At 67.6% G+C, this 25,897-nt stretch carries 24 protein-coding genes; 10 read left to right on the plus strand and 14 right to left on the minus strand.

Translation table 11 applies throughout. From position 1 onward, the window contains the following. Positions 1-19: 19 nt before the first annotated feature. Positions 20-6,493, plus strand: a complete 6,474-nt coding sequence (locus ABZ928_RS22575) for an RHS repeat-associated core domain-containing protein (RefSeq protein ID WP_361521695.1) — start codon at positions 20-22, stop codon at positions 6,491-6,493. A gap of 51 nt (positions 6,494-6,544) precedes the next feature. Further along, the gene (locus ABZ928_RS22580) at positions 6,545-7,012 is read left to right on the plus strand and encodes an SMI1/KNR4 family protein (RefSeq protein WP_361521698.1); all 468 of its coding nucleotides are present in this window, start codon (positions 6,545-6,547) and stop codon (positions 7,010-7,012) included. Between the two features lie 169 nt (positions 7,013-7,181). Here ABZ928_RS22580 and ABZ928_RS22585 read toward each other — a convergent pair whose 3' ends face one another. The 7 genes from ABZ928_RS22585 to ABZ928_RS22615 form a co-directional block, all read right to left on the minus strand. Further along, a complete protein-coding gene (locus ABZ928_RS22585) occupies positions 7,182-8,699 on the minus strand; it encodes an ATP-binding protein (RefSeq protein WP_361521700.1) in 1,518 nt (505 codons plus the stop codon). A gap of 20 nt (positions 8,700-8,719) precedes the next feature. Beyond that, on the minus strand, positions 8,720-9,175 hold the full coding sequence (locus ABZ928_RS22590; RefSeq protein WP_361521703.1) for a DUF6238 family protein: 456 nt from the start codon (positions 9,173-9,175) through the stop codon (positions 8,720-8,722). Positions 9,176-9,218: 43 nt separating this feature from the next. After that, positions 9,219-10,688, minus strand: a complete 1,470-nt coding sequence (locus tag ABZ928_RS22595) for an SCO6880 family protein (protein WP_361521706.1) — start codon at positions 10,686-10,688, stop codon at positions 9,219-9,221. A gap of 102 nt (positions 10,689-10,790) precedes the next feature. Then, positions 10,791-12,173 carry an ATP-binding protein gene (locus ABZ928_RS22600; protein ID WP_361521708.1) on the minus strand — a complete coding sequence of 461 codons (1,383 nt, stop codon included), beginning with the start codon at positions 12,171-12,173 and terminating at the stop codon, positions 10,791-10,793. A gap of 30 nt (positions 12,174-12,203) precedes the next feature. After that, positions 12,204-12,890, minus strand: a complete 687-nt coding sequence (locus ABZ928_RS22605; protein ID WP_361521711.1) for a hypothetical protein — start codon at positions 12,888-12,890, stop codon at positions 12,204-12,206. Next, positions 12,890-13,189: a DUF6112 family protein gene (locus ABZ928_RS22610; RefSeq protein WP_361522249.1), complete on the minus strand. Its 300-nt coding sequence runs from the start codon at positions 13,187-13,189 to the stop codon at positions 12,890-12,892. The genes ABZ928_RS22605 and ABZ928_RS22610 overlap by 1 nt, the downstream gene beginning before the upstream one ends. A gap of 86 nt (positions 13,190-13,275) precedes the next feature. Next, positions 13,276-14,388: a C40 family peptidase gene (locus ABZ928_RS22615; protein ID WP_361522252.1), complete on the minus strand. Its 1,113-nt coding sequence runs from the start codon at positions 14,386-14,388 to the stop codon at positions 13,276-13,278. A 660-nt stretch (positions 14,389-15,048) separates the two neighbouring features. On the opposite strand from ABZ928_RS22615, the gene ABZ928_RS22620 reads away from it, so the two are divergent. After that, the gene (locus ABZ928_RS22620; RefSeq protein WP_361521714.1) at positions 15,049-15,798 is read left to right on the plus strand and encodes a site-specific DNA-methyltransferase; all 750 of its coding nucleotides are present in this window, start codon (positions 15,049-15,051) and stop codon (positions 15,796-15,798) included. Positions 15,799-15,886: 88 nt separating this feature from the next. Here ABZ928_RS22620 and ABZ928_RS22625 read toward each other — a convergent pair whose 3' ends face one another. The 5 genes from ABZ928_RS22625 to ABZ928_RS22645 all read right to left on the minus strand — a co-directional run bounded on the left by ABZ928_RS22625 (position 15,887) and on the right by ABZ928_RS22645 (position 18,958). Then, positions 15,887-16,831: a transporter gene (locus tag ABZ928_RS22625; protein ID WP_361521717.1), complete on the minus strand. Its 945-nt coding sequence runs from the start codon at positions 16,829-16,831 to the stop codon at positions 15,887-15,889. Between the two features lie 169 nt (positions 16,832-17,000). Continuing rightward, the gene (locus tag ABZ928_RS22630) at positions 17,001-17,183 is read right to left on the minus strand and encodes a DUF397 domain-containing protein (protein ID WP_361521720.1); all 183 of its coding nucleotides are present in this window, start codon (positions 17,181-17,183) and stop codon (positions 17,001-17,003) included. A gap of 9 nt (positions 17,184-17,192) precedes the next feature. Further along, the gene (locus ABZ928_RS22635) at positions 17,193-18,047 is read right to left on the minus strand and encodes a helix-turn-helix transcriptional regulator (protein WP_361521723.1); all 855 of its coding nucleotides are present in this window, start codon (positions 18,045-18,047) and stop codon (positions 17,193-17,195) included. Between the two features lie 7 nt (positions 18,048-18,054). Beyond that, positions 18,055-18,579 (minus strand): DUF6879 family protein, encoded by a 525-nt coding sequence (locus tag ABZ928_RS22640; RefSeq protein WP_361521725.1) that lies wholly within the window; start codon positions 18,577-18,579, stop codon positions 18,055-18,057. Further along, positions 18,539-18,958 (minus strand): hypothetical protein, encoded by a 420-nt coding sequence (locus ABZ928_RS22645; protein ID WP_361521728.1) that lies wholly within the window; start codon positions 18,956-18,958, stop codon positions 18,539-18,541. The genes ABZ928_RS22640 and ABZ928_RS22645 overlap by 41 nt, the downstream gene beginning before the upstream one ends. Positions 18,959-19,152: 194 nt before the next feature. Between ABZ928_RS22645 and ABZ928_RS22650 the strand changes: the two genes are divergently transcribed. The 6 genes from ABZ928_RS22650 to ABZ928_RS22675 all read left to right on the plus strand — a co-directional run bounded on the left by ABZ928_RS22650 (position 19,153) and on the right by ABZ928_RS22675 (position 22,552). Continuing rightward, complete coding sequence (locus ABZ928_RS22650) at positions 19,153-19,506, plus strand: hypothetical protein (RefSeq protein WP_361521731.1); 354 nt, start codon at positions 19,153-19,155, stop codon at positions 19,504-19,506. Positions 19,507-19,540: 34 nt separating this feature from the next. Continuing rightward, positions 19,541-19,897, plus strand: coding sequence for a hypothetical protein (locus tag ABZ928_RS22655; protein ID WP_361521734.1), 357 nt, complete (start codon positions 19,541-19,543; stop codon positions 19,895-19,897). Next, a complete protein-coding gene (locus ABZ928_RS22660) occupies positions 19,888-20,184 on the plus strand; it encodes a hypothetical protein (protein WP_361521737.1) in 297 nt (98 codons plus the stop codon). The genes ABZ928_RS22655 and ABZ928_RS22660 overlap by 10 nt, the downstream gene beginning before the upstream one ends. Positions 20,185-20,307: 123 nt before the next feature. Beyond that, a complete protein-coding gene (locus ABZ928_RS22665) occupies positions 20,308-21,435 on the plus strand; it encodes a radical SAM protein (RefSeq protein WP_361521740.1) in 1,128 nt (375 codons plus the stop codon). Beyond that, the gene (locus ABZ928_RS22670) at positions 21,432-21,599 is read left to right on the plus strand and encodes a hypothetical protein (RefSeq protein WP_188291026.1); all 168 of its coding nucleotides are present in this window, start codon (positions 21,432-21,434) and stop codon (positions 21,597-21,599) included. Before ABZ928_RS22665 ends, ABZ928_RS22670 begins: the two co-directional genes overlap by 4 nt. An 83-nt stretch (positions 21,600-21,682) precedes the next feature. Then, positions 21,683-22,552 carry a GNAT family N-acetyltransferase gene (locus ABZ928_RS22675; RefSeq protein WP_361521743.1) on the plus strand — a complete coding sequence of 290 codons (870 nt, stop codon included), beginning with the start codon at positions 21,683-21,685 and terminating at the stop codon, positions 22,550-22,552. Positions 22,553-22,903: 351 nt separating this feature from the next. On the opposite strand, the gene ABZ928_RS22680 is transcribed toward ABZ928_RS22675, so the two are convergent. After that, positions 22,904-24,049: a tyrosine-type recombinase/integrase gene (locus tag ABZ928_RS22680; protein ID WP_361521745.1), complete on the minus strand. Its 1,146-nt coding sequence runs from the start codon at positions 24,047-24,049 to the stop codon at positions 22,904-22,906. Positions 24,050-24,232: 183 nt separating this feature from the next. Continuing rightward, positions 24,233-24,802 (minus strand): helix-turn-helix domain-containing protein, encoded by a 570-nt coding sequence (locus ABZ928_RS22685; RefSeq protein ID WP_361521748.1) that lies wholly within the window; start codon positions 24,800-24,802, stop codon positions 24,233-24,235. A 91-nt stretch (positions 24,803-24,893) separates the two neighbouring features. Between ABZ928_RS22685 and ABZ928_RS22690 the strand changes: the two genes are divergently transcribed. After that, positions 24,894-25,724: an oxidoreductase gene (locus ABZ928_RS22690; protein WP_361521751.1), complete on the plus strand. Its 831-nt coding sequence runs from the start codon at positions 24,894-24,896 to the stop codon at positions 25,722-25,724. Positions 25,725-25,897 lie beyond the last annotated feature (173 nt).

Below are 25,897 nucleotides of genomic sequence, written 5' to 3' on the forward strand. Positions count from 1 at the left end.
AGGCTCCCATCACAGAAGTGTGGGGCGCCGCAGACACAGAGCGGTCACCGTCGCTGTCTCGCTCGCACTGACCCTGGCAGGTCTGAGCCCCGCGGCCGCCGAGGCCGCGTCCGGCACCAAGCAACTCGTGCCCGGCGTACCGGCGCAGCGCTCCGACACGGTCAGGACGGTCACAAGCCTGGGCGCGCAGAAGGCCCGCAGACAGGTGGCGGCGCAGAAGGCCGCCAACAAGAAGCAGATCAACGCCGCGCTCGCGGAGCAGAAGGCCACCTGGCCCAACGCGGCCACCGGCACCGCCGAACTGCCCTCGTCCGGCACCGCCGGGCTGTCTGCCGGAGGACTGCCCATCACCGTCCGTCGCGACAAGGGCACCAAGGCGGCGGCAGGGTCGGTCAGTGTCACAGTGCTCAGCCGTAAGGCGGCGGAAGCCGCGGGCATCAAGGGCGTGCTGCTGACGGCGAGCGCCGAAAGCGGCGGCAGCGCCCAGGTCGACGTCGACTACAGTGCCTTCGCCTCGGCGTACGGCGGCGACTGGGCGGGCCGTCTGCACCTGGTGCGACTGCCGAGCTGCGCGCTGACCAGCCCGGCGAAGGCCGCCTGCCGTGTCCTGACCTCCCTGGACTCGCGCAACGACGTCACCGGCCAGAACGTGTCGGCCACCGTGCCGCTGGGGCAGACCTCCCTGCCACGGACCGATGAACGCGCATCCCGCTCCGGCTTCCGTTCGTCCGCGCTGACACAGGAAACGGCCTCCTCCGCGACCGTGCTCGCGCTGACGGCCACTTCGGGGGAGTCCGCGTCGGGATCGGGCAACTACTCCGCCACGCCTCTGTCCCCGTCGTCGAGTTGGCAGGCGGGAGGCTCCTCCGGGGCGTTCACCTGGAACTACCCGTTGTCCACACCCCCCGCGGCGGCGGGTCCCTCGCCGACCCTCTCCCTGGACTACGACTCGGGCAGCACGGACGGCAAGACGGCATCCACCAACAACCAGTCCACCCAGGTCGGCGAGGGCTTCGACCTGACCGCAGCGTCGTACGTCGAGCGCTCGTACGCGTCCTGCGACGACGACGGGCAGACCGACAAGCACGACCTGTGCTGGAAGTACGACAACGCCTCGCTCGTGCTCAACGGCAAGGCCACCGAACTGGTCAAGGACGACACCACCGGAGCCTGGCACCTCAAGGACGACGACGCGTCCACCGTCACCCACGCCACGGGAGGCGACAACGGCGACAACGACGGCGAGTACTGGACCGTCACCACCTCGGACGGCACCAAGTACGTCTTCGGCCTCGACAAACTACCCGGCGCCGACACCCAGCGCACCAACTCCGTCTGGACCGTCCCGGTCTTCGGCGACGACTCCGGCGAGCCCGGCTACGACCAGGGCTCCAGCTTCGCCGACCGTTCCCTCACCCAGGCGTGGCGCTGGAACCTCGATTACGTCGTCGACCTGCACGGCAACGCCATGTCGTACTGGTACACGGCCGAAGCGAACTACTACCCCAAGAACGGCGCCTCGACCGCCAACGCCGCCTACACGCGCGGTGGCTACCTCACCAAGATCCTCTACGGGCAGCGGGCCAGCACCCTGTTCACTGGCACGGCCTCGGATGAGGTGACGTTCTCCTACGACGAGCGGTGCACCGCCTCGGACTGCTCCTCGCTGACCGCCTCCACCTCCGACAACTGGCCGGACGTGCCGTACGACTCCATCTGCGCGAGTGGCGACGACGACTGCGACACCTCCAGCCCCACCTTCTTCACCCGTAAGCGCCTCACCGGCATCGACACCCTCGCCTACTCGACCGCCACCTCCGCCTACACCACTGTCGACTCCTGGACGCTGACCCAGAAGTTCCTGGACGGCCAGGACATCGACAACACCTCCGACCAGACCCTGGCGCTCTCCTCGATCCGGCACACCGGCAAGAACGGCACCGACATCGCCCTGCCGCCGGTCACCTTCACCTACCAACTGCGGCCGAACCGGGTGGACTCCACCTCCGACGACATCCTGCCGCTGAGCATGCCGCGCATCGCCTCCATCACGTCCGAGACCGGCGCCATCACCACCGTGACCCTGTCCGACCCGGAGTGCGTGCGCGGCTCGAACATGCCGACGTCCGAGGACAAGGACACCCTGAGCTGCTATCCGCAGTACTGGCACATCAACGGCGCCACCGAAGCCTCCCTCGACTGGTTCAACAAGTACCGCGTCACCGCCGTGCTCAGCTCCGACCCGACCGGCCTCGGCCAGGGCGTCCAGACCTCCTACAGTTACGCCGACCCGGCCTGGCACTACAACTACGACCCCCTCGTCCCCTCCGACGAGCGAACCTGGTCGCAGTGGCGCGGCTACGGCAAGGTCACCACGACCACCGGCGCAGCCGACACCACCCAGTCCAAGACCGTCAGCATCTACATGCAGGGCATGGATGGTGACAGACAGTCCGACGGCAGCACCGCCTCCGCCACCCGGACCGGCCTCGACGTCTCAGGACTGGACGTCCCCGACCTCGCTGACAGCGACCAGGACGCAGGCTTCCTGCGCGAACAGGTCACCTACGACGGCGACACGCCGGTCACGGTGACGGTCGACACCCCCTGGTCCCAGCAGACCGCCAGCCAGCAGAAGTCGTACGCCGCCATCAAGGCGTACTACCTCCGCACCGGCCAGAGCTCGACCTCCACCTACCTCACCGCCTCGGCGACCTGGCGCACTCGCGCCACCAGCACCAGCTACGACGACTACGGCATGGCAATCCAGGTCAACGACACCGGCCAGACGGGCGTCAGCGGCGACAACACCTGCACCCGCACCTGGTACGCCCGCAACACCGGCATCGGCCTGACCGGCCTCGTCTCCCGCACGCGCGTCGTGGCCCAGGACTGCTCCGTGGCCGAAAGCAGCCTGGCGCTGCCGACCTCCTCGGCCTCCCGCGGTGACGTGCTGTCCGACACCGCCACGGTGTACGACAACACCTCCGCCACCGCCTGGTCCGCCACCCAGACCCCGACCTTGGGCGAGGCCACCTGGACCGGGCGGGCCTCCGCCTACCCGGCGTCGACCACCAACGGCGAGCGCTATCCGACGACTTGGCAGACGGTCGTCACCACCGCCTACGACGACAGCGGAAGCACTGCCGGCCTCGGCCGGCCGCTGACCGTCACCGACGCGGCAGGCAACACCACGACGACCACCTACACCCCCACCGACGCCGGCCCACTGACCAAGACCAAGGTCACCAACGCCAAGTCGCAGAACACCTACGTCTACACGGACTACGCATCGGGGCTGCCCACCAAGGTCTACGACGTCAACAACAAGATCACCGAGACGACTTACGACGCGCTCGGCCGACAGACCGCGACCTGGCTGCCCAACCGTTCCCACTCGGCGAGCCAGACCCCGAACTACACCTACGCCTACAGCGTCACCAACGATGCCCCTTCCTGGGCGTCGACCGCCGCGATCAAGGCCGACGGGACCACCTACAACACCACCTACACGATCTACGACTCCCTGCTGCGAACCCTCCAGACCCAGACCCCCACCCCCGACGGCGGTCGCCTGCTCACCGACACCCGCTACGACAGCCGGGGCCTGGCCTACGAGACCTACGCGGATGTCTTCGACTCCGCGAACCTGCCCGGCGGCACCTACACGCGGGCCGAGTACGGGGGCGCGCCCAAGCAGACCGAGACCGTCTACGACGGCGCGGGCCGGGCCACCAGCAACAGCCTGTACGTGTACGGCGTCAAGAAGTGGACCACCGCCACCAGCTACACCGGCGACTCCACCGCGACGACCGCACCGAACGGCGGCTCGGCGACCCGCGCCATCACCGACGTCTTCGGCCGTACCGTCGAGAAGCGCTCCTACTCGGGCGCCGATCCGGCCGACACGTCCTACGGTGCCGGGACCGGAGCCGCCTACACGTCCACCAGGTACACCTACACCCTGGACGGCAGTCCCTCCACGGTCACAGGGCCGGACGGTGCCCAGTGGTCCTACGGATACGACCTCTTCGGCCGCCAGACCTCGGCAACCGACCCCGACCTGGGCACCACGACCACCACCTACACGAACCTCGACCAGACGGCCACCACCACCGACGCCCGTGGCACCGAACTGCTCTACGGCTACGACGTGCTGGGGCGCAAGACCGACCAGTGGCAGACCGCGAAGACGGACGCGGACAAACTCGCCCACTGGGACTACGACACCCTCGACAAGGGGCAGCTCGACGACTCGATCAGCTACGTCGGCGGCACCACGGGCAGCGCCTACACCCGCAAGGTCACCGGCTACGACAGCCTCTACCACGCCACCGGAACCCAGTTGGTCCTGCCGTCCGGCGACCCGCTCGTCACCTCCGGCGCGGTCACGGCGACTCTGGCCTTCAGCGCGTACTACAACATCGACGGCACCCGGCAGTACTACGGCGAACCCGCCGCCGGCGGCCTGAGCGGCGAGACCGTCGACTACGAGTACGACGGCCTGGGGCTCCCCACCGACGTCGGTGGAGCCACCGGCTACCTCCTCGCCGCCGACTACAACGCCCTCGGCCAGGCCAACCAGTACCAGCTGGGCACCTCCACGGCCTCCACGGCCAAGAAGGCGTACATCACCAACACCTACGAGGAAGGAACCGACCGCCTCACCCGCAGCCTTACCACGGACGCCACCCGCAGCGTCCAGGACCTGAACTACACGTACGACGACGCCGGCGACGTCACCTCCCTCTTCGACAACGCCAACCTCTCCGGCACCGGTGCCACCGACTACCAGTGCTTCAGCTACGACGGCTACCAGCGCCTCACCGAGGCATGGACCCCGTCCAGCAGCTCCTGCGCCACCAGCGGTCGCACCACCGCCAACCTCGGCGGAGCCTCCCCGTACTGGACCTCGTACACCTACACCAGCAGCGGCCTGCGCACGACGGACACCACGCACGCGACCAGCGGAGACTCCACCCGTACCTACTGCTACAGCGCCACCAAGCCTCATCGCCTCACCGCGACCACGACCGCGTCCTCCTGCGATGGAGTGAGCGCCACCTACGGCTACGACCAGATCGGTGACACGACCACCCGTCCCAACGGCACCGACACCCAGTCGCTGACCTGGAACGCCACCGGAAAACTCGACACGGTCACCGAGAAGTCGAGTAGCGGCACCACCAAGAGCACCACCAGCCACGTCTACGACGCCGACGGCAATCTCCTCATCCGCCGCAACACCGCCGACGAAACCGTCCTGTACCTCGGGACGACCGAGGTTCACCTCGACACATCGACCTCGACCGCCAAGTACTGGGCGCAGCGCTACTACAGCGCCGGCGACACGACGATCGCTCTGCGCACGAACAAGGGCGGAACCGAGAGCCTCTCGTATCTCTCCGGAGATCAGCACGGCACGTCAACCGTCAGCCTCGACGCCACCACCCAAGCCGTCACCAAGCGTTACCTGACGGCGTTCGGCGGGGCACGCTCCGGCGGCACCGGGACCTGGTCGGACGACAAGAGCTTCCTGGGCAAGAGCACGGACCTCACCAGCGGGCTCAGCTATATCGGCGCACGCGCCTATGACTTCGTGCTCGGCCGCTTCCTCAGCGTCGACCCCGTCCTCGACGCCGGCGACGCGCAATCCCTCAACGGCTACTCCTACGCCGACAACAACCCCGAGACGCTCGCCGATCCCACGGGTCTGGAAATCGGGTCCAGGCCGAACTCGTGCCGCTACGACCTGAGCAATTGCTCCAAGAAGGTGCAGAAGGAGGTCGGTTACGACCCGAAGACCGGGACCGCCGACCCGAGCCGGGGGACGGCCACCGCCAGCAGCAGAGGAACCGTCGAGAAGCTCAACCACCCGAAGCTGCCCACCGCACATCTGTCCACGACCGGGGCCGCCGCGATAGGTGCCGGTCTGTACCGGGAGGCCATGAAGGCGGTCGCGACCTATCTCGGGAAGAACTCGTGGGCGTACAGCAGGTTCACACTCGTGCTCTCACGCGTCTACGTGGACACCGTGGACGGGGTCGTGCCACGCATCATCGGATTCGTCAGCAAGGGCGGGATCGACGACAAACTCCTCGACATCCTCACGGAGATGGAAGTCACCGTGTACAAGGCGGCACCCGACTCGGGCAAGGGGCATGCCGAGGACTCCGCGCGTGACTTCAAGAAGGACGCGGCCAGGCAGGTGGAGGACCTGGGCGGTGAGATCACGGAGGTCGACAACGCCTACGTGACCAACCGGGTCTGCTCGGAACACTGCGGGAGAAGCCTCACCGAGTACCTCGGAAAACCCGGAGTGGAGGTCACGGAGGGAAGCCACGGATTCCTTGAGGGAAGGGTCGTCGACGAGGGGACACTTGAGGAATTCAGGGACACCTACGGGGCAGGACGGGCCATAGATGTCATGACAAGGGCGATGGAGGCCGGGTTCCTCTCTGAGGGAGCCGGAATGGAAGACGAAGAGAAGTGAACACCGAAGGCCAGCTTGACGGAGACATGGGAAGGCCAGACCATGAGCGCCATGACCGACGATGAGATCATCGCCGCCGTGCGTGCGGATCTCGCAGCAAAGGAACCGACGCCCCCGGCAGCACCGGAAGCGGTGGCCGAAGCGGAACAAGTGATCGGATATCCGCTTCCCCCGCTGCTGCGGCGCCTTTACCTGGAGGTGGCGAATGGTGGGTTCGGCCCCCGTGGAGGCGTCCTAGGAGTGCCCGGCGGTAAATGGCGCGGAGACTGGGCGGACATCGTGGACGCCTACCAGACGTTCTCCGGAGCCCCCGACAATCCGGTTCCGGCCGGATTGGTCTGGCTGTTCGACTGGGGCGATGCCATCTGGTCCCTCGTGGACTGCCGTGATCCCGCAGGGCCGATGTGGGGATGGGACCCCGACGACGGCCTTGAGCGTGCACTTTTCCCCCAGGGAAAGAATCTCGCGGAATGGCTTGCTGGTGCACTCGCCGGAACGGAGGAAATTCCGACCAGGTAGAGCATCTATGGACTGTGTCCAGGATGAGTTCGGCGCGGGTCTGGAAGTCGGTTCCCCAGACCCGTCCGTACCGAACGTCGGCCGCCCTCGGGTCATGGGATCCCACAAAGGGCCTGAAGGCACTCGGTGGTTGACGAGCGCCGTGGCCACGAGAGCGTCGAGGCCGCGCTCAGACAGAGCCCCTGGGCGACATTCGCGCGTCCGTGTCGAACAACTCACGTTCATGCGGATGAAGGAGGTGTTGGGTAATGAACGATCGGCCCGCCACCTTCCACAGGCCACGCCCCTTGGTGAGGGCGGAGACCGCCTGGGTCTCGACGCCGGTGAGCCCCAACAGGGAAGCTGCGGAGGCGAGTTGGTCGGCTTCCTGGCGGTAGATGATCCGGGTGGAGCAGTCGGTGAGCAGGCCCTCGGCCAAGGCCCGACCCCGGGAGCCGGCATCACCGGCGGCCAGCAGGTCACTGAGGCGGTGGATGACCATCAGGTTCGCGATGCCCAGGCCGCGGGAGAGCTTCCATTGGCTCTGCATCCGCTCCAGCAGCGCGACGTGCCGCATGACGCGCCAGGCCTCGTCGTAGATCACCCAGCGCCGTCCTCCGGCGGGGTCGGCGAGGGCAGACTCCATCCAGGCGGAGGCGCAGGTCATGGCCAGGACGAGCGCGGTGTCGTCGCCAGCGCCGCCGAGGCGGGACAGGTCGATGGACAGCATCGGCGCGCTTGGGTCGAAGGCCACGGTGCTCGGCGCGTCGAACATCCCGGCCAGGTCGCCGTGCACGAGTCGGCGCAGGGCGTGGGCGAGGTCCTCGGCGGCGTGCCCGAGGCGGCCGGACAGCTCGCCGAGTGCGGCGTCGAGGCGCTCGGGGGAGCCGAGGACGTAGGCGACCTCGCCCAGCAGGGGTGTGGTGCCGTTGGCCTTGGCGTAGGCGACGACCTGGTCGAGCGCCACGTCAAGGGCGGTGTGCTCCATGGGATGCAGCTCGCGCCCCAGGACCGTCTTCGCGAGCGAGCCGAGCAGCAGCAGGCGCCGCTTGCGGACCTCGGTGATCCAGTCTTCCTCGCTGACGCCGTACGGCCGGGCGGGCGCGTCCAGGGGGTTCAGGCGGCCCGGCAGGCCGGGCCCGAGCGCGATGGTCTGACCGCCGAGCTCCTGGGCGACGACGGTCCACTCGCCCTTCGGGTCGCACGGCACGTAGATCCGGTACCCGAAGGCCACGGCACGCACCGCGAGGGACTTGGCCAGGGCGGACTTGCCCATGCCGATGATCCCGGCCAACAGGATGTTGGGGTTGGTGAACCCGTCGAGGCGCCCATACAGGGCGAACGGGTCGTACGTGAAGGCCGCCTCCGCGTGCACGTCGCGGCCAATGTAGATGCCCTGAGCGCCCAGGCCGCCCTCCGCGAGAAAGGGGTAGGCCCCGGAGGCGGTGGCCGTCGTCATCCGGTGGGCGGGCAGCTTGAGACGGCCGCCGCGGGCCGAGGCCGGCCCGGGACGGCCGGCGGCAGGGTAGGTGGCCCGCAACTCGGGGTCAAGCCCGGGCGCGGTCGGGCGGGCTGCGGGGCGTGCGGCGTGCCGGGCCTGGTCCCGGGCGGCGGCGAAGTGATGACGGGCGGCGCGCGCCGTGCGGCGGTCGCTCTTGCGCGGGACGAAGAGCGGGCTGGCGCTGGCGCGGGTGGTGCGAGAGGACATGGGGGTGGTGCTCCTGGCAGTCAGTGGCGGGTCAGGCCGGTGAAGGGGTCGCGCAGGTCGGCCGGGGTGTGGTCACGGCGGACGCGGGCGGCAGTGGCCAGGTGGCGCTGGCACACGGTGAGTTCGGGCGCTCCCTCGGGCCGCCGGGCCCGGCACGCCTCCCGGGTGGGCAGGCGGCCGGTGCCGGGGCGCGGGGCGGCGTGGAAGGCGGCGTGGAGGTGCTCGGCTGCCTGCCACAGCCGGATCCGGCACGCCCGCAGGTGGTCGCCCTCCGCCCTGGCCACCGGGGTGGTGCGGGCGGTGTGGGCGTCGAGCAGCCCGTAGAGCGCGACGACGTGGGCGTGCAGGGAGTCGAGTTCGGCACGGCCGGCGGCGATGGGGGCGACTGGCATGTTGATCGCCTGGTGGAAGTCGAGTGCGGCGGTGGCGAACGGGACGAAGTCCGGAGCCAGTTCGGGCAGGGGCTCGGTCGGCATGGGGGTGCCCTTCGGTAGAGCGCGAGACGGTGGTGCGGGTGCGCTACGGGCGGGCGAGGGGCAGGGCGGCGTTGGTGAAGGCCTCGGCCTGCTGCCAGGTCAGAAGGCGCAGGTCGACGAGGGCGGCGACGGCGGCCGTCTCGATCGCGGCGCAGGCGGCGTTGAGCTGCTCGTCGGTGTCGGCGCTCACGGTGAGCAGGCCGGTGAGGGCGACGTCGGCGTGTCCGGCGATCAGCTGGCGCTCGCGCTGCTTGATGTCGGCGTACTCGACCGAGTCCTCCTCGGAGTCGACCTGCCCCTTGCGCTGCCGCTCGGCGGCGTCCGCGATCACGGTGGCCTTGCGGCGCTGCACGTCCTTGAGCGCCGAGTCCAGGCCCTTGGGCTCGTAGGTCAGCGACAGCGTGCGGCGCACACCGGAGGTGAACAGCAGCTGGTGCAGGAAGCCGGGTGAGGTCTCGATGCGCGGCCAGTTCTCGATCCAGAACGTCGCGTGGTGGGCCGAGTCGGTCTGGATCCGGTCGGCCTTCTCGACCAGGACGACGGGGCCGGCGGCAGCGGGCTCGGCCTGCGCTCGGCCCGAGGCCGACCACTGCTCCAGCGCGGCCGACGCCTTCGGGTCGTACGCGGTACGGATCACGGCGGCGAACTCGGCCGCGTCCAGCCAGCCGCTGGGCGTGAGACCGGAGTTGCGGGCGGCCTGGTCGAAGGTGGCGGTGAGCTGGGCCAGGACCGCGAAGCCGCCGGTGAGCCCGCCGCCGGCCTGGTTGATCAGTCGGCGGGCGGCCTTGAGGTCGAGGGCGAGCGCAACGTACGCCTCGTGCGGGGCTGCGGCCGGGCCGGCGGCGGCCAGTAGGTCGCGGTAGATCGGTCCCGCGAGGTGGGTCTCGGCGTTGCCGTGCTCGTGCCAGTAGCGGTTGAGCGCGTCGCCGGAGTCGGGCACCGTGCGCTCCAGGACCTGGACGCGGGCGATGTGCCCGGTGCGCGACAGCGCCGCCAGCGTGCGACCCCAGCCCGCGACATTGCTGGCCTGGGTGGCCGGGTCGAGCAGAGCGAAGGCACGCGAGGAGACCTTGACGACCGCGGTGAGCGTGCCGTGGTGCGGATCGTGCACGGCACCGAAGCGACCGTGCGGGGCGGTGGCCACCCACAGGGACGCCGCCGTGCCCGGGAGATGCAGCAGGCCTTCGCGGCGCGGACGAGTGGACGGCCGGGCGAGCCAGACCAGCTGGCCCCGGAAGCGGCGCAGCGCGTATCCCATGGCGATGGGCGCCCAGTCGGCAAGCGACCGTCCGCGATGGTGGACGAACACCGCCACCAGAATGACCGCCCACACAGGGATGAGCTTGAGCGCGCCGGTGACGCCATAGGTGAGCAGCACCGCGAGCAGCAGCAGCCCGGTCACGGTGACGACCATCAGCTGAGGAGCCGACAGGCCGAGCAGGATGCCGCGCCGCGAGCGATGCGGGAACTTCACGGTGGCCGGGCCGTCGGGCTGAGAGGTGTCGGAGAGCATGGCGAAGCCGTCCTTGGAACGTGGAGAGCAAGAAGAAGATGGGGAGCCGACGGGGCGGGCGGCGCCGGAGGCGACCGGTGCCGCCCGCCCGTCAGGCGAGGGCTACGAGCCCGATCCGCCCGGCGGCTCGGGATAGACCCACCGCTGCGGCGTCGCACCGCCCTGCGGAGACGGCCCAGCCGTCGGCCCGGGGCGCCGGGGCGCCGGCGGATCCAGGTGCGTGACGCGCGGCGGTGCCACCGCAGCGCCCTGGGGCATCGGCCCGGATGAGACCGGTGCCGCTTCGGCCGCCGCCTCCTGACCGGGACGCTGGATCAGCGGCTGACCGCGGTCACCATCAGTAGGAGGCCGACGGATCAGCGCCCGGCCCTTGTCGCCGGTGGCGTTGGGGTCCTCACCGAAGCGGAAGTGGGTCTGCTTCGGCTCCTCGCCGTTGCCCGATCCGCCGGTCGGATCGATGCCTGAGGCGACACCGCCCCAGCCCTGGCCCGGAACCTGCGACGGGCCCTGCGGAGCCCGCATGCCAGTGCCCGCCTGCAACGCGAGCTGGCCCGCGGTCTTCGCCGCACCGGCAGCCACCGCGACACCAGCGACGCCCGTACGGTGCAGGTCGTCCTGGCCGCCGCCGTCGGCCGCCCAGTGCACGAACTTGTACGTGGCGTAGGGGCACAGCATCACCAGGACCATGACGACGATGCCCGCCATCGCGTCGGACAGGGCGGCGAGCCCGTCGGAGGCGTCGCTCTTGCCCATGGCCGAGACGCCCAGCAGGAACACGATCGTCATCAGCAGCTTGCTGACGATCAAGGTCGCGGTCGCCTCGATCCACCCGCGCCGCCAGCGGCGCGCGACTTCCCAGCCGCCACCTGCCCCGGCGAACACCGCCAGCGTCACCAGGACCAGGATGCCGACCTTGCGGGCGACCATCACCGCCCAGTACAGGAATGCGCCGATGGCGCACCCGAGGCCGACCATGGCCGGGATGGTCCAGCCCAACGCGTACATCGGGCCCAGGTTGTTGACCTCGATGATGCGGCGGATGGCGTCGTCGACCGATGTGTTCGCCGCCTTGAACAGTCCGGCGGACAGCGCGTCGACGACGGTCAGCGCGACGGAGGTGCAGGCGATCGCGGCGAACGCGAACAGGACGCCGGCCACCGTCCCGGTCACCGCCTGCGCGAGGGCGCGCTCGTCACGGCGCCAGGCGGCCCGCATCAACTGCAGACAGAACGTGCCGACGGTCAGGACGAGACCGATGGGCAGCAGCAGCTCGTAGTTGTCGCGGAACCACTCGGCGTTGAGATCGACAGCCGTGGTCTTGTCGACCGCAGTCGAGGCGAGGTCCGCGGCAGACTGGGCCAGTTCGCCCATCGACTTGGCGATCCAGGCACCGATGCCATCGGTGATCGCTTCGCCGGTCGAACCGACGACCCCGCCGACGGTGTCGCACACCGCGCTCATCAGGGGAAGGTCACAAGCCCCCATGGGGGCACCTCCTTTCGGGAATTGGGGGCGTCAGGGCGCGACGTTCGGCAGCACGCCGACCAGGGCACAGGCCGTGTCGGGGCGGCACTGGACGGCGAGCGTGGTGGAGCGGGACTCGGCTCCGGACCCGGAGCCCTTCCAGGCGATGGACTGCTTGCCGGTCACCGTGACGGCATAGACGTACGCCTCGGTGATCGCGCCGGGGTCCTGCGCCAGGGCGGTCTTGAACGCCTGCGGGAAGTGGCCCTCGCCGACCTTGGCGGTCGCGCGCTGCTGGTTGTCGTGCATCCGCGACCACAACACCGGGCTGGGAATCTGGTCGGAGACGGAGTCCCAGTCGGCGTACTTCTTCTCGCCGGTCATCCACCGCTTGAGGCCGGCGACGTGCTCGGCACGCGAGAAGGACCGGGTGTCGTACGTCCACAGGACCTTGGTGGCCGCCTTGGCGAAGACGATCGGATCGCTCGTCCTGGGCGGCGATGCGACAACCTCGCCCTCATCGGCGGTCGCCTCCGGCGAAGCGGCCGACGGCGTGGATGTCGGGCTTGGGGAGGGCTGCGCGGAGGCGGGGCTCTCCGCGCGGGTCAGATACGCGACCAACCCGGCGACGGCCAGCAGCACGACGAGCACGAGACCGCCCATCAGGGCACGCCGCAGGACCGAGGAAGGCGCCCCGTAGGTGCGCTCCTGCGCGGTGAGAAAACGTTTCTTCGACATCAGTGAACCTGCGTCCCCATCGCCGAGAAGAACGCGACGATCCCGTTGGCCGCGCCCAGCAACAGCGCGCACCCAGCGGCGATGACCGTGCCCTTCTTCCCGTTCGCCTCGGCCTGGTGGCCACCGCTGTGGTGACCCCACGCCCAGACCATGGCGGAGATGGCCAGGGCGCCGACCACCGCGATGATCCCGAAGAGGTTGATCGAGGAGATGACGTTCTTCAGCACGCTGAGGCCGGGGAGACCGCCCTCCTTCGGTGTGATGCCGGGGTTGTACGCCAGATACTGGGCGTGCTGCATGAGCTTCACTTGGAACTCCAGTGCGATTTTGGGCGCGCGAGGGCCCGAGAGGAGATGGAGCAGGGAGAGGGGGAGAAAGAGGCCGGTCAGACGACCCGGCGGGCGGCGACGATGTCAGCGCGCCAGTCGGCGAGGGTCGAGATCTTGACCACGTCGCCGGTCTTGGGGGCCTGCAGAATCAAGCCCTGGCCAATGAACATCCCGACGTGTTCGGGCACCTTGGCTGTGCCGCGGGTGAACAGGAGGTCCCCCGGCTTGAGGGCGTCGACGCTGACCGCCTTGCCCTCCCTGACCTGCGTGTACGTGGTCCGGGAGATCGAGACACCACCGGCCTTGTACGACGCCTGCATCAGGGACGAACAGTCGCACCGGCCCATCGGGTCCTGACCGTGCGGAGCGGAACACGAACCGCCCCACTGATACGGCGTACCGAGCTGACCAAGACCCCAACGGATCGCCGTACGCACCGACTTGGGTGCACTGGCCGGGATCTCGTAACCCTCGGGTATCGACCCCTCGGGAATCGCGCCGAAGGAGGACCCGTCCTCGCCGGTGCCGCATCCGGCAGTCGTTGAGGTGGCCGTCTGCTCCGCCTCACTGCCGGTGTCGCTGTCCTTGCCGGAACTTCCGCTCTGGCTCAGCGACTTGGCGATGGCCTTCTGCAGGGCCGTGGCCAGCGGCTCCGACTTCGCGTACGCGTCGGGGAAGCCGCTCTTCTGAACCGCCTGCGCGGCCTGGGCGACGGTCATCGACTGCCAGCCCGAGACCTTGAGCAGGCCCTCGTAGAACTTGGTCGAGGCATGCACCGGATCGCGAACCTCGGCAGCCGTACCCCAACCCTGGCTGGGGCGTTGCTGGAAGAGGCCGAGCGAATCTCGATCCCCGTAATCCAGGTTCCGCAGCCCCGACTCCTGCAGAGCCGTGGCCAGGGCAACGATCTGCCCGCGCGCCGGCACCTTCATAGCGATGCCGGTGGCCTGGATCGTCTCGGCGTTCGGTATCTGTTCTTCGGGGTCGTCCAGACCCGAAACGGACACGGATCCCTTGCTGCCGTCCTCGAGGATCGACTTCACCAGCTTCGCGACCGCCGCGCTGTCCACAGCCTGTGTACCGCCTGCGGAACAGGCGGCCTGAGCACTGCTGGAACCAGCGAGAGCGACAGCGACCGGCGCTATCAAAAACGTGGGGCCGAGCGCCACGGCCCCTGCTATGGCGATGGCCTTCTTCACGGACGCGTGCCGAACGCCGAGCGGCAGGGCAGGGAATCTGGCACCGGGGCGGGGCGCGTCTGGGCATGCTGCATCGGCAGCTCCTTGCTCGTAGGCAGCGCGGCGCAGGCGTTCTCGTCGAAAAGGCCACCGGCACCACGCCGGTTATGAATTCGCAATCCCTGAGGGAGTCAGGGAAACCAGGGCCGGGAGCTGCTAACTCCCGGCCGCTGGCGCCCTATTGGAAAGCGGCAGCCAGCCGCGCTCGTAATCTCACTCGCCACATGGGGAGTCCCCTTCGCCGATTAGGAAGCCGGTCGGTGGAGTGTCAGGCACGCTGTCCTTTGGACGGAACGGCACGCATCGACACAGCTCAGCAGGAGTGGAACCAGGTCCCGTCCTGCGAACACGGCGAGACTGTAGGGACGAAATACGGCCCCACCAAACGGCCTGTTCCTCGGGCGGTTTCGGGGAGCCCGGCCGAGGTCGACCTCATTGGGTGCGGCCGGAATTCGGGGTTAACCTCCAGCGCATTGATCGCCACGGCGACTGCTCTCGCAGTTCCACGGAGCGACCCATGCCGACGTGCGCATCCCTCCGCGAGCGGAGAAGTAGGCGCACGACCCCCTCCCCGAAAGAGAGAACCGTGCAATGCCGTACACCCTCCACCGAGGCGACGCGCTGACCGCCCTCGCCGGCATCCCCGACAACAGCGTCGATGCCGTCATCACCGACCCGCCCTACAACAGCGGCGGCCGAACGAGCAGCGAGCGCACCGGCCGCTCCGCGCGCGCGAAGTACACCTCGGCGGACGCCGAGCACGACCTCGCCAACTTCCCCGGCGAGAACCGAGACCAGCGCTCGTACGGCTTCTGGCTCACCCTCCTGCTCACCGAGTCCTATCGCGCGACCGTCGAGTCCGGCACCGCGCTCGTCTTCACCGACTGGCGGCAGCTGCCGACGACGACGGACGCGCTCCAGGCCGCTGGGTGGACCTGGCGCGGGATCGCCTCGTGGCACAAGCCGGTATCTCGGCCGCAGAAGGGCCGACTCAAGCAGTCGTGCGAGTACATCGTGTGGGGAACCAAGGGACCCGTTGACGCCAACCGCAATCCTGTCTACCTCCCGGGTCTCTACACGGCGAGTCAGCCCCGGAAGGACCGCGTGCACATCACGCAGAAGCCTGTGGAAGTGATGCAGGAGCTGGTGAAGGTCTGCCCACCGGGCGGAACGGTTCTCGACCCGTTCGTTGGCTCCGGGACGACCGGCGTGGCCGCGTTGCGCGAAGGTCGCCAGTTCATAGGCGTTGAGCTGTCCGAGCACTACGCCGACATCGCCGAAGCTCGTCTGCGCAATGCACTCACCCAGGACGACTTCGAACTCGCCGGGCCCGAGGAGTGAGAGCGAGAGGCGCCGGGGCGGGGGCACAGAAGAGGGCGGTTGCATCACCGTAAACCGGCTATGCAACCGCCCTTGTGCGTGAGGGGAGTCAGGAAGCCTCGACGCTCTGTTGGATCAGGGCAACTGACCGTGCGAGGTCCACACGCGATCCGATCCGTAGCTCGACGCCGTCCCGGATACCGAGACATCCCAGCCCCCGAATGTCTCGCGAGAAGCCGTCGTGCAGTTCGACCGAGTCCGGATCGAGTCTCAGGTTCACCACAAGCACTCGGTTGCGCGGCTGAACGCGTACGGTGGCAACGTTCTTGATCCGTCGGTACGCGATGTAGTGGACCTGGGTCTCCTTCCGCACGTCGCTGTGGGACAGAAGCACTTCGTCCAGATCCCGACAGAGGTCCCTCAGATCCTGCGGCGCCTCGTCGAGGTACTGCTGCACCGACTTGGGAGCAGGCGAGCCCGAAGATCGAGAGGCGTCGAGCAGCGTCCGCCCTGACGAAGAGGCGACGCCGGCCCTCGCGGCAACGAGCTGCAGCGTGAGGACGTCGTCGAAGATTCGGTACGTCACCAGGTCGATCCTGCGACCGATCATCTCGATCGCCACGATGTCATGGCGAGTGAAGGCCCCGGCGACGCAGACGATCCGGGGATTGCTCCAGTCGATCTCGGCAGCGGCCTCAACGCCGACTTTGTTCTTGACCACACTCTCGAACTCATGGTGGTGGTCATGGAGCCACGACAGGTAGGAGAGCCCCTGGTTGATGACGTTCTGGTCGCGGGAGCGCTTGTACTCCACGATGACCGGTGTCCCGCTCTCGTCCAAGCCGAGGGAGTCGATCCGGCCGCGGTGACGCCCGGTGCGGTACTCGGTCACCAGGAAGCGGATGCCGAGCATGGCCTCCATGTTGGCCTCGATCAGCGTCTGCAGTTCGCGTTCGACCCCCACGGACGCCCCGGGTATCTCCGTGGCTCGCCCGCCTCGCAGCCTGAAGACCTTCAGGTTGCTCATGTCTCTCCCCAACTCCACCTTGATCACTGAGTACGGACAATCGCTGTGAAGAGCGGGTTATTCCCCGGACTCCGATTCAGCCGTACGGGCTGAATCGGTCAAGGTTGAACCTTCGACCCGTGGGATCGAGTGGCAGCAGCCGGGCCGGCTACTCCCGCTGCCGACAAGACGTGAACGGTAGGTCTGGCCGTCTTTGCTATCTGTCCTTGGTGAACTCGACGAAGACGGCCCAAGCTGCGGGCTGGATGGCCAGGATTCCGCGGCCGCGGGCCTTGGTGTCCCGAACCATCACCAATTCCGGTTCGCTGTCGGCTACTTCAACGCAGTTCTCTGTGCCCGTGTAGGAGCTGGTACGCCAATTCGGGGTCACGGGGGACATGGTGCTCTCCTAGTCGTTCGGCATCTGATCAAAATTTCGGTTGGCGGTGAGGACGAGGTCGCGGAGGGCGGTGCCATAGACCGCGGACTGCTTCAACAGGGCGAAGGCCTTGGCATAAAGGTCGATCTCTCGTGGCTGGGTGACGGAGAACTCCGCCGAGTAGGTCTCCACCAGAACGAGCTTGTCGTCGAACATGGAGAAGCCGTGACCGAGCCAGATCTCGGTGGCTGCGGCACGGGGGACGATGCCGAGGCTCACGCGGGGCAGTCCCATCAGGGCTAGGAGGCGGTCGAGTTGGGCCTTCATGACCTCTGGTCCGCCTACGTTTGAGTACAGGGCCTGTTCGCCGAGGAGCACGTTGTAGATCCGGTTGCCCTCGTAGAGGTACTGCTGCCGTTCGAGACGCTTGCCGACGGCGGCCTCTGTGTCGTTGGGGTACTCCAGGAAACTGACGGCCTGCTGGAAGATCTCGGCGGCGTAGTCCGCCGTCTGGAAGGTCCCCCAGATCATGGTGGGGTGCCAGATGCGGAAGACCTTGGTCTTGGCATAGACCGGTAGGGACTTCTTCTGCCTGGTCTCGGCGCCAGTCTGGACCTGCCTGCGCCACTCAAGCCACAACTCGTCAATGTGGCGAACCGTGGCGATCAGGTCGTCGATGTGTTGCTCTTGCCGGGTCGCCGTGCACCAGGCCCGGATGTCCTGCTCGCTGGCGTTCTGCTTGCCGTGCTCAAGGCGAGAGACCTTGGACTCTTGCCAGTTGAGGGCACGCGCCAGGGCCCGGCCGCTGGTGAATCCGGCATCCTTCCGGAAGCCGCGCAACCGGGCGCCCAGTGCCTCGCGCGTATCTTGTGCTTGGTTGCTCACGGATGGTTCAGGGCTTGTACTCGCGGTGCGGGATGGCCAGGTCCCACAGCAGATCTCGGACGCGGACGCACTCAGCAACGGCCTCGGTAGCATCGACCAGCTCCGAGCCAAGCACGCGGCCGTCGCTGTCGAAGTGCCCCACGGCCAGGAGGCGGCCGTCGAACAACCACCAGTCGTTGCCGCCGACGGGGAAGACCAGTTCCTCGGGAAGCCGGTGACGCGGCAGCCATCGGATCTCCTCGCCGGCCTCCTCGTTGTGGGGAGTAGCGGCGTACTCCCACTGGATGTAGGGCGAGTGGGGCTCGGTGACAACGCGCACGCGCCGGACGGTCTTGCCCTCTCCGGTGGCGCGCTTGATGAGCTGCATCCACGCCTCCATGTACGAGTAGTCGACCGGCGCTCCCCGAAGCCAGCACTCAAACGGCCCGTCCTCATCCGGGACGGAGTAGTCGTCCCTCAGCTCCAGATGGAAGGCGTCCTTCGTGAAGGTCTCAAAGAGCCGGTTGCGCTTGGCGCTGGAGATCAACTCCACGCGGTTCCTCCAGTAGGGCGGTGATCGAGGCCTTCGGGACCTCGACCACGGTCTCGTAGTCCGGGATCTCCATCTGGGACAGCGCCTCGGGGTCAGTGACCTCCAGGCCCTGGACGACGTACGTGCCGCCGGGCGTGAGGACCATGACCGGGTCCTCGATCCGCCTGAACTCACCGGCTGTCAGTCCGTCCTCCTTCAGGAACTCGAACAGCTCCGTCGGTACTTCGACTGCCGTCTGCCCCTCGGGAATGTCGAGTTGCATTAGCAGTTCGTTAGCGAAGATCTTCCAGCCTTGGACGAGGTACGTATCCCGGTCCGTGACGTACAAGGTCGGGCAGTCTCCCACGGTGGAGTTCTTACCAAGGAACCGTAGCTGCATGGCGCTCTCCTGTCTGCTGCCTTGCGCTGATTTGCGTGACACCTCGATGGTCGAGGGCCTGTTCGGGGCCGTCAATCGACTTGCTGCAAACTCGCGCAATCTTCTTGGGAGTTGAAACACGGCAGTCCTACGGTCGTTCTCGAACCTGAGCAACCAAGGAAGCCGCGCCATGCGGCACCGAGGGGAGATGCGTGGTGGCCACCGTGACCAACGAGCCCGAGGCTTCAACCGTCGACGCGGAGTCGATCGCGGACAGCACCGACGCCGCCCTTCGGATGCAGCTCGGAACCTCGACCCGCGAGGACATCGATGCCAGAACGACGGTCGTCATCAGGCACCTGAACCACCTCCTCGTCCAGGATCTCGGCGCCGACGGAGATTCCGATGTCAGAGACCTGTTCAGACAGGCTTACCGGCTACTGGAGCTGACGGGCCGCCCGACGAAGGAAACCGCGGCCTTCAACGCCTTCTTCTATATGCGCGACGTGGCCAACGTGGCCCGGCGTCTGCTGTGGATCTACACCGAGCCGAGCCGCCATGCGACCTGATCACCCGATGCTCCTTCACCGTTCGTCCGGGGTCATGAGCACCGTCGGTAAGCCCCATCCGGGCTTCTGGTGCGAGTGGCGTCACATCGACGGAGAGCGGATCCGGTCTGCATCGCAGCCATCTCCTGAGTCGGCCGTGCGATGGGCCCGCCTTACTGTCCGCATCCTCGCCTCGGCCGTCGGGCCGTACCTCGTTGACCGTCTGGTCGACCGGAGCGATCCGTGGTGGGAAGACGCCGTGTCGGCCCTTGAAAGGGGCGCCGAATTCACGCTGCCTCTGGTGGCGGAGCCGTTCTCCTTTGCGTGGCACGCCCGCCCCGTGCTGTTCGTGCCTGTCGCCGGCGGCAAGCCGCTGCCACACCGGACAACCGGAGGCATGCCATGGGGCTGAGACCGGAGGAATTGTGGGGGCGCTTCGCCTGGCAGGACGGCAGCTGCTTCAAGTGCGAGCAGACCGGTGTCCCGGTAGCCGAAGTCGGCGACATCGCGGTGGCCGACGTGGTCTTCCCGCTGTTCGCCTGCCGGCGGTGTGTGTTCCGGCTCGAACAGCTCCACTGGACGATGAGTGAACGAGCCGTCCGTCGCCGAGGCGCCGTCACATCCGGGGATGAGCTGCGTCCCCCTGGCCAGTGGTCGGCTCCAATGCCGTTCCCGAGACCGCCCGCCCATGTCGCGTAGAGGACGGCCAGGCCCTGAAGCGCCATATGCCCCCGCCCCTGCTGCTCGAACTGGAGGTTCCCCCACCTCAGAAGGACAGGTCGCAGCAGGGGCGGGATCCAGTCTCAAGAGAAGAGGTAAAGGATGCACCGGCTGATCGTTAGCCCGTTCCTGGACGGCTACCTGGCTGTTCGTCCGGGGAGTACCGTGTGCGTGCGCCTGCCAGCCTCGCATTACGAGGACCTACGGCAATATGCCCGAGTCGACGACCGCGTGCCCGATTGGCTGGCGGCCACCGCGACCGAGGCCTGGGACCTCGACCTGGACGGCCAGAACTGCCAGGAGGCACTCCTGGTGCGCGAACCGACCGAGCTCGCCTTCGCCCGGGCGAGTTGGGAGATCAATCTCTACTGCAACTTCGGTTGCAAGCACTGCTATCTCGGCGAACGCCCTCTCGCCAGCCTGGGGTGGGACGACAAGGTCAAGCTGATCGACATCTTCCGCGACTCCGGGGTGCTCTGGCTCCAGATCACGGGCGGGGAACCGACAGTCGATCCCGACTTCGAGGGCATCTACCGGTACGCGTACCGCCAGGGCATGATGCTCACGGTCTCGACGAACGCCTCGCGCCTGTGGAAACCCGAGCTGCTGCGGCTGTTCCGCGACTGCCCGCCATACCGCGTCGTTGTCAGCATGTACGGCGCCACGGAGGACTCCTTCGACGAGCTCACCCAGCGCAAGGGTGCCTGGAAGAACTTCCGAAAGGGCATGGCAGCAGCCCGCAACGCCGACCTACCCCTGCGAGTGTCCGTCGTAGTCACAGAGGACAATGCCCACGAGGTCGACGCTATGGCGGCCCTGGTTGAGAGCTGGGGCCTCGACTACCACGTCTACACCAACATGCAGCCGACCTTCTCCGGCACGGGCGAGCCGCTGCTCGTCCAATCCACCGAGCACCTGCGCAAGCGCCCGGTCTTCCAGGGCTGCAACGCGGGCGTGACCTTCTTCCACGCTGACCCGCACGCCAGGGTCTCGATCTGCAAGATCGGACGCGATGACCAGATCGACCTCATGGCTGAAGGCATCGATGGCCTTCGCCGACTCGGAGCGATCTCCGATCGGCTCATGCTTCGCACCGGTGGCTGTTCGGGCTGCTCGCTCTCCGGTACCTGCCGGGTGTGCCGACCGCTCGCCAAGGTCTACCAGGAGGCGAAGGCACCACTGAACACTTACTGCCAGCACGGAGACACCAAGGAGATGGTGCCCTCATGAGTCCTGTTCCCGTCGAGATCCTGACCCGCCGACCGCCGGCCATTCGCCCGGTCCTTGCCACCGGCCTCGTTGCCACTACCGCCGTTGTCATCGAGGTCGACGCCGACGCCCTGATGGAGGGCAGCGCCTGCTCGTGCGCAGCCGGCGACGACAACCCGAACTGACCCCCTTCGGTCACCTGCCCTCAGGCCCTGGCGCATCCGCGTCGGGGTCTGAGACCTGAGCACGAGATGAGTACCCTGAAGCAATGCGATTCCGCTGGGACTGGCTACGTCCAGTGGTGCTGACGCCCTACGTGCCGACGATCGGGCCGGTCCATCCGTCCGTACTGACCGAGGATCTGTTCACGGACACCCTGACCGCGGCTTCCACCGATCGTTGGTTCCTGCGCTACGACAAGGACATCCGTTGGTCCGACCGTAAGGACGAAACCGTCCTCGTGGACAGCATCGTGCATCGGGCCGGCGAGACGTTGATCCCCACGCTGTCCCGGCGCGCTGGTGGCATGATCAAGGTCCACCTCTATGGCATGGAGCCAAGCAGCGTGCTTGCCGCCACCGAACTCGCACAGAAGCTAGCCGCCGACCACGGTGCCAGCCAGTTGCGCATCGTACGGTTCCTCGGTCCCGAGTCTCCGAGCGGCCGCGGTACGCGCATCCAACTGATGGACTTCAGGACGAGACTCTGCATCCCTCCGGACGGCCCAGTGCGCTCCAACGATGATTGGCCAGCGGGCGTGCGAGATACCTTCTCCGACTTCGCCGAACAGATGGCATCCGACGGCTTCGTCTTCCTCTCTGGGCAGATGCGGGCCGGAACGGTCGGCCCAGTCCTGACCGCCGTCTCGGACGGCAGAGTGGCCGGCGCTATCGGCCCAATGGAGATCCGTCGCGACGCGATTGGCACCCCGCAACTGATGCCGCAGTACTTCGGTGTCCTCCCAGAGCACCGCGGTGAAGGCCTGGGAAGGCTGCTGTGGCGGGCGGCTATGCACTGGGGCCAGACCAATGGGGCCGCATATCAGCTCCTCCAAACGGAGGTCGGTGGCCCGTCGGATCGCCTCTGTCGGTCCGAAGGACTGACCTCGCTCGGCTTCATCCACTGGCAGTCCGCTTGAACTCACTGCTGTGCAACCGAGCCCCGGGCGTCGTCGACCGGGCCCGGTCATCGTCGGTGGAGATCCGAGCGTGACGCGGCCGCTTTCGTTGGGTGCGGCCGGTAAAATTGTGTATACCTCCCGTGAGTGTGACGAGGAGGAATGGATGGATCGCCAGTACGTGGGAGTCGCTGATGCGGCTACATATCTCGACATGACCGAGCGCTGGATGTATCGAAGAGTCCCAACGGCATGGCATCCCCAGGTACTACTTCGGCGGTAAGTTGAAGTTCAAGATCGCGGATCTTGATCGATGGGCACAGCAACAGAAGGTTGCGTAAAGGGCCGGGCGCAAGCCCGGCCCTTTCGTGTTCACAGGCCGTCGTTGAGGATCCGAGCGGCTCGGCCGATCGACGCCGGCATGAGGTGGCGGTAGATCTTGAAGGTCATGTTGATGTTCTTGTGCCCCATCCACTCCGCAACGTCCGTGATGGGTATGCCCCTGGAGAGACAGTTGGACGCGAAGTAGTGGCGCAGAGAGTAGGTCGTCAGCTTCCTCGTGATGCCGGCCCTCTTCTTCGCAACGTTCCACTGGTATTCGAGCGTGGTGTGTGCCCAATGGGCAGACCGCTGGGTTCGGAGAAGGTACCCGTCCGCAGACACGCCGTGGTCCTTCTCGTACCGCAGGAGTGACTCGCGCACCGTCCAGGGCATCGGAGTTTCGCGAAATTCTCCAGGCTTGCGGTGCTTGAGGCGTGACCGCTCGCGCGTCTTTCCCTCGATCTGCTCGGTGATTCGGTAGACGTCGTCCGCGACCATCCGCTCCGTGTGGGCTGCGTAGGCTTCTCCGTTGCGGAGACCGCAACCGGACATCAGGTCCATGATGACGACGAGGCCGTCGTTGGCGACAGCCTTGAGGGCATGGATCTCGTCCAGCGCCGGAATGGTGATCTTCCGAGGGATGTACTCGGGCGGCATAACCCCGTCGAAAGGGTCCTCGGTGATGCCTCCCCGGCGACGCGCGTCGAGAAGGATCTTCTTGAGCGTGTCGAAGGAGTTCTGCTGCGCGGCCAGGCCGACGGAACGTTCCTCCATCGACATGATGAAGTCTTCGACGACGGTCGACGTGAAGGTATTCATCCGGCGGGATTCCAGAACCGGAAGAATATGGCTGTTCAGGACCTGATTGACCGTGCGGACACTGCCGGAAGCGTAGTGTCGCTGTCGGGTGAGCCACGTGGACGCGTACGGCCCGAAGCGTTGCTTTCCGATCTCGCGTTTGAGGTCAGCCTGCTGGCGCGGGGTGTTGATCTTCTCGTTGTAGACCTTGGTGAGTCGCTCGATCGCAGATTGCTGCGTCGAGTACCCCGTCTCCTCGCGCTGGCGGCCCGTTGCATCGCGGTAGCGAATGGCGTAAGGGTGGGGGCATCGGGTCTGGCGGGAACAGGCGCAGAGCTTGAAGCAGCTGCCCATCCCACGGATGAGTTGGGTCGCCAACGTGCACGTCTCCTGACTCATGCTGGGAGTTTGCTGACCAACGAGCCCTCAGCATGGTCGTGACCTGCGGCCGCACCAAATTACGAGACGTTGATGAGCATCCTCATGGGTACCTCCTGGCGAGAGTGGCGGAGCCCTGTAGTCGGCAGTATCGACCTTGCGGCGCTGAAGGTCACGTGTGCGGCGACGTCCCGGTCCGCGCGTCTAGGCGGTCCGGGTGTGCGTGGTCAGGCCGGTGAGGACCAGGGTGAGCCAGCGGTCGCGGGTGGCGGCCGGCTGGTCGGTGGGGGCGGTATTGAAGAGCAGGTAGATGTCGTCGACGGTGACGTCCTGATGGATGTCGCCGTCGGCCTGTCCCGCCTGGATCAGGGCGGCCAGCGCGGTGGTCGCGCGGACTTCGATGTCGCCGAGGGCCAGGTCCGCGCCGAGCGTGTGGGCGGCGGCCTTGACGGCGCGGTTGGTGGCGGTGGCCTCGATGACGTGGGCGAGGAACGCGGTGATCTCGTCCATGGCGCGCGCGCCGGAGGCGAGACGTTCGCGGGCGGCCTCCGCGACCTCGGCGACATGGCCGAGGTACTCCTGGATGACCGCGCTGACCAGGTCGTTCTTGGTGGGGAAGTGCCGGTAGAGGGTGCCCACGGCCACGCCCGCCGCGGCGGCGATCTGGTCCATCCCGGCATCGGGTCCGTGCAGGGTGATCTGCTCGCGGGCGGCTTCGAGGATCTTCTTGCGGTTGCGGACGGCGTCGGCGCGGGGCGCTCGGGACTGTGCCATGGCTCTCCTGCGGGTGGACTTGCAATAACGTGAACCGGGGTTCAGGATAAATAGTGAACCCAAGTTCATCTTACTCTCGCAAGGACCGGCCATGACCACCAAGACCGCTCTCGTCACCGGCGCCTCGTCCGGCATCGGTGAGGCCACCGCCCTGAAGCTCCAGTCCCTCGGCTACACCGTCTACGGCGCCGCCCGCCGCACCGACCGCCTCCAGACCCTGGCCGGCCAGGGCGTCCGCCCGCTGGCCATGGACGTCACCGACGACGACTCCATGCGGGCCGGCATCGACCGGATCGTCGCCGAGACCGGCCGCATCGACGTCCTCGTCAACAACGCCGGGTACGGTTCCTACGGCGCCATCGAGGACGTACCGATGGACGAGGCCCGCCGCCAGTTCGAGGTCAACGTCTTCGGCGCCATGCGCCTGGCCCAGCTGGCCCTGCCGCACATGCGCGCCCAGCGCTCCGGCACCATCGTCAACATCACGTCCATGGGCGGCAAGATCTACACCCCGCTCGGCGGCTGGTACCACGGCACCAAGTTCGCCCTCGAAGCCCTCAGCGACTGCCTGCGCCTGGAGGCCAGGCCGTTCGGCATCGACGTCGTCGTCATCGAGCCCGGCGGCATCGCCACCGAGTGGGGCGGCATCGCCGCCGACCAGCTGGAGAAGTCCTCCACCGCCGGCGCCTACGCCCGGCAGGCCGACGCCGTGGCCTCCTCGCTGCGCTCCGAGGCCAACGCCAAGCGCAACTCCCCGCCCCAGGTGATCGCCGACGCGATCGGCAAGGCCGTCACCGCCCGCCGTCCCAGGACCCGCTACGCCACCGGCTTCGGCGCCCGCCCGCTCATCGCCCTGCGGCGCCTCGTGTCCGACCGAGCCTTCGACACCGTCATCACCCGGGCCGTGGGCATGCCGAAGTGACCACCCGTGACCGGAGCCGGCACCGCCGGCCTCGCGCCACCTCACAGCCGGGACCGCCCTGAGCGGGGGCCGTCCCACCGCGCCGGATCCGTGGGGACGGGACCGGCGCACCACCCCGGCCCGGCGGCCGGACCCCACCCCCTACGGTCCGCCGCCGGGCCCGGGAGCCTCCC

The organism is Streptomyces sp. NPDC046909 (assembly GCF_040644695.1).
Classification (GTDB): Bacteria; Actinomycetota; Actinomycetes; order Streptomycetales; family Streptomycetaceae; genus Streptomyces.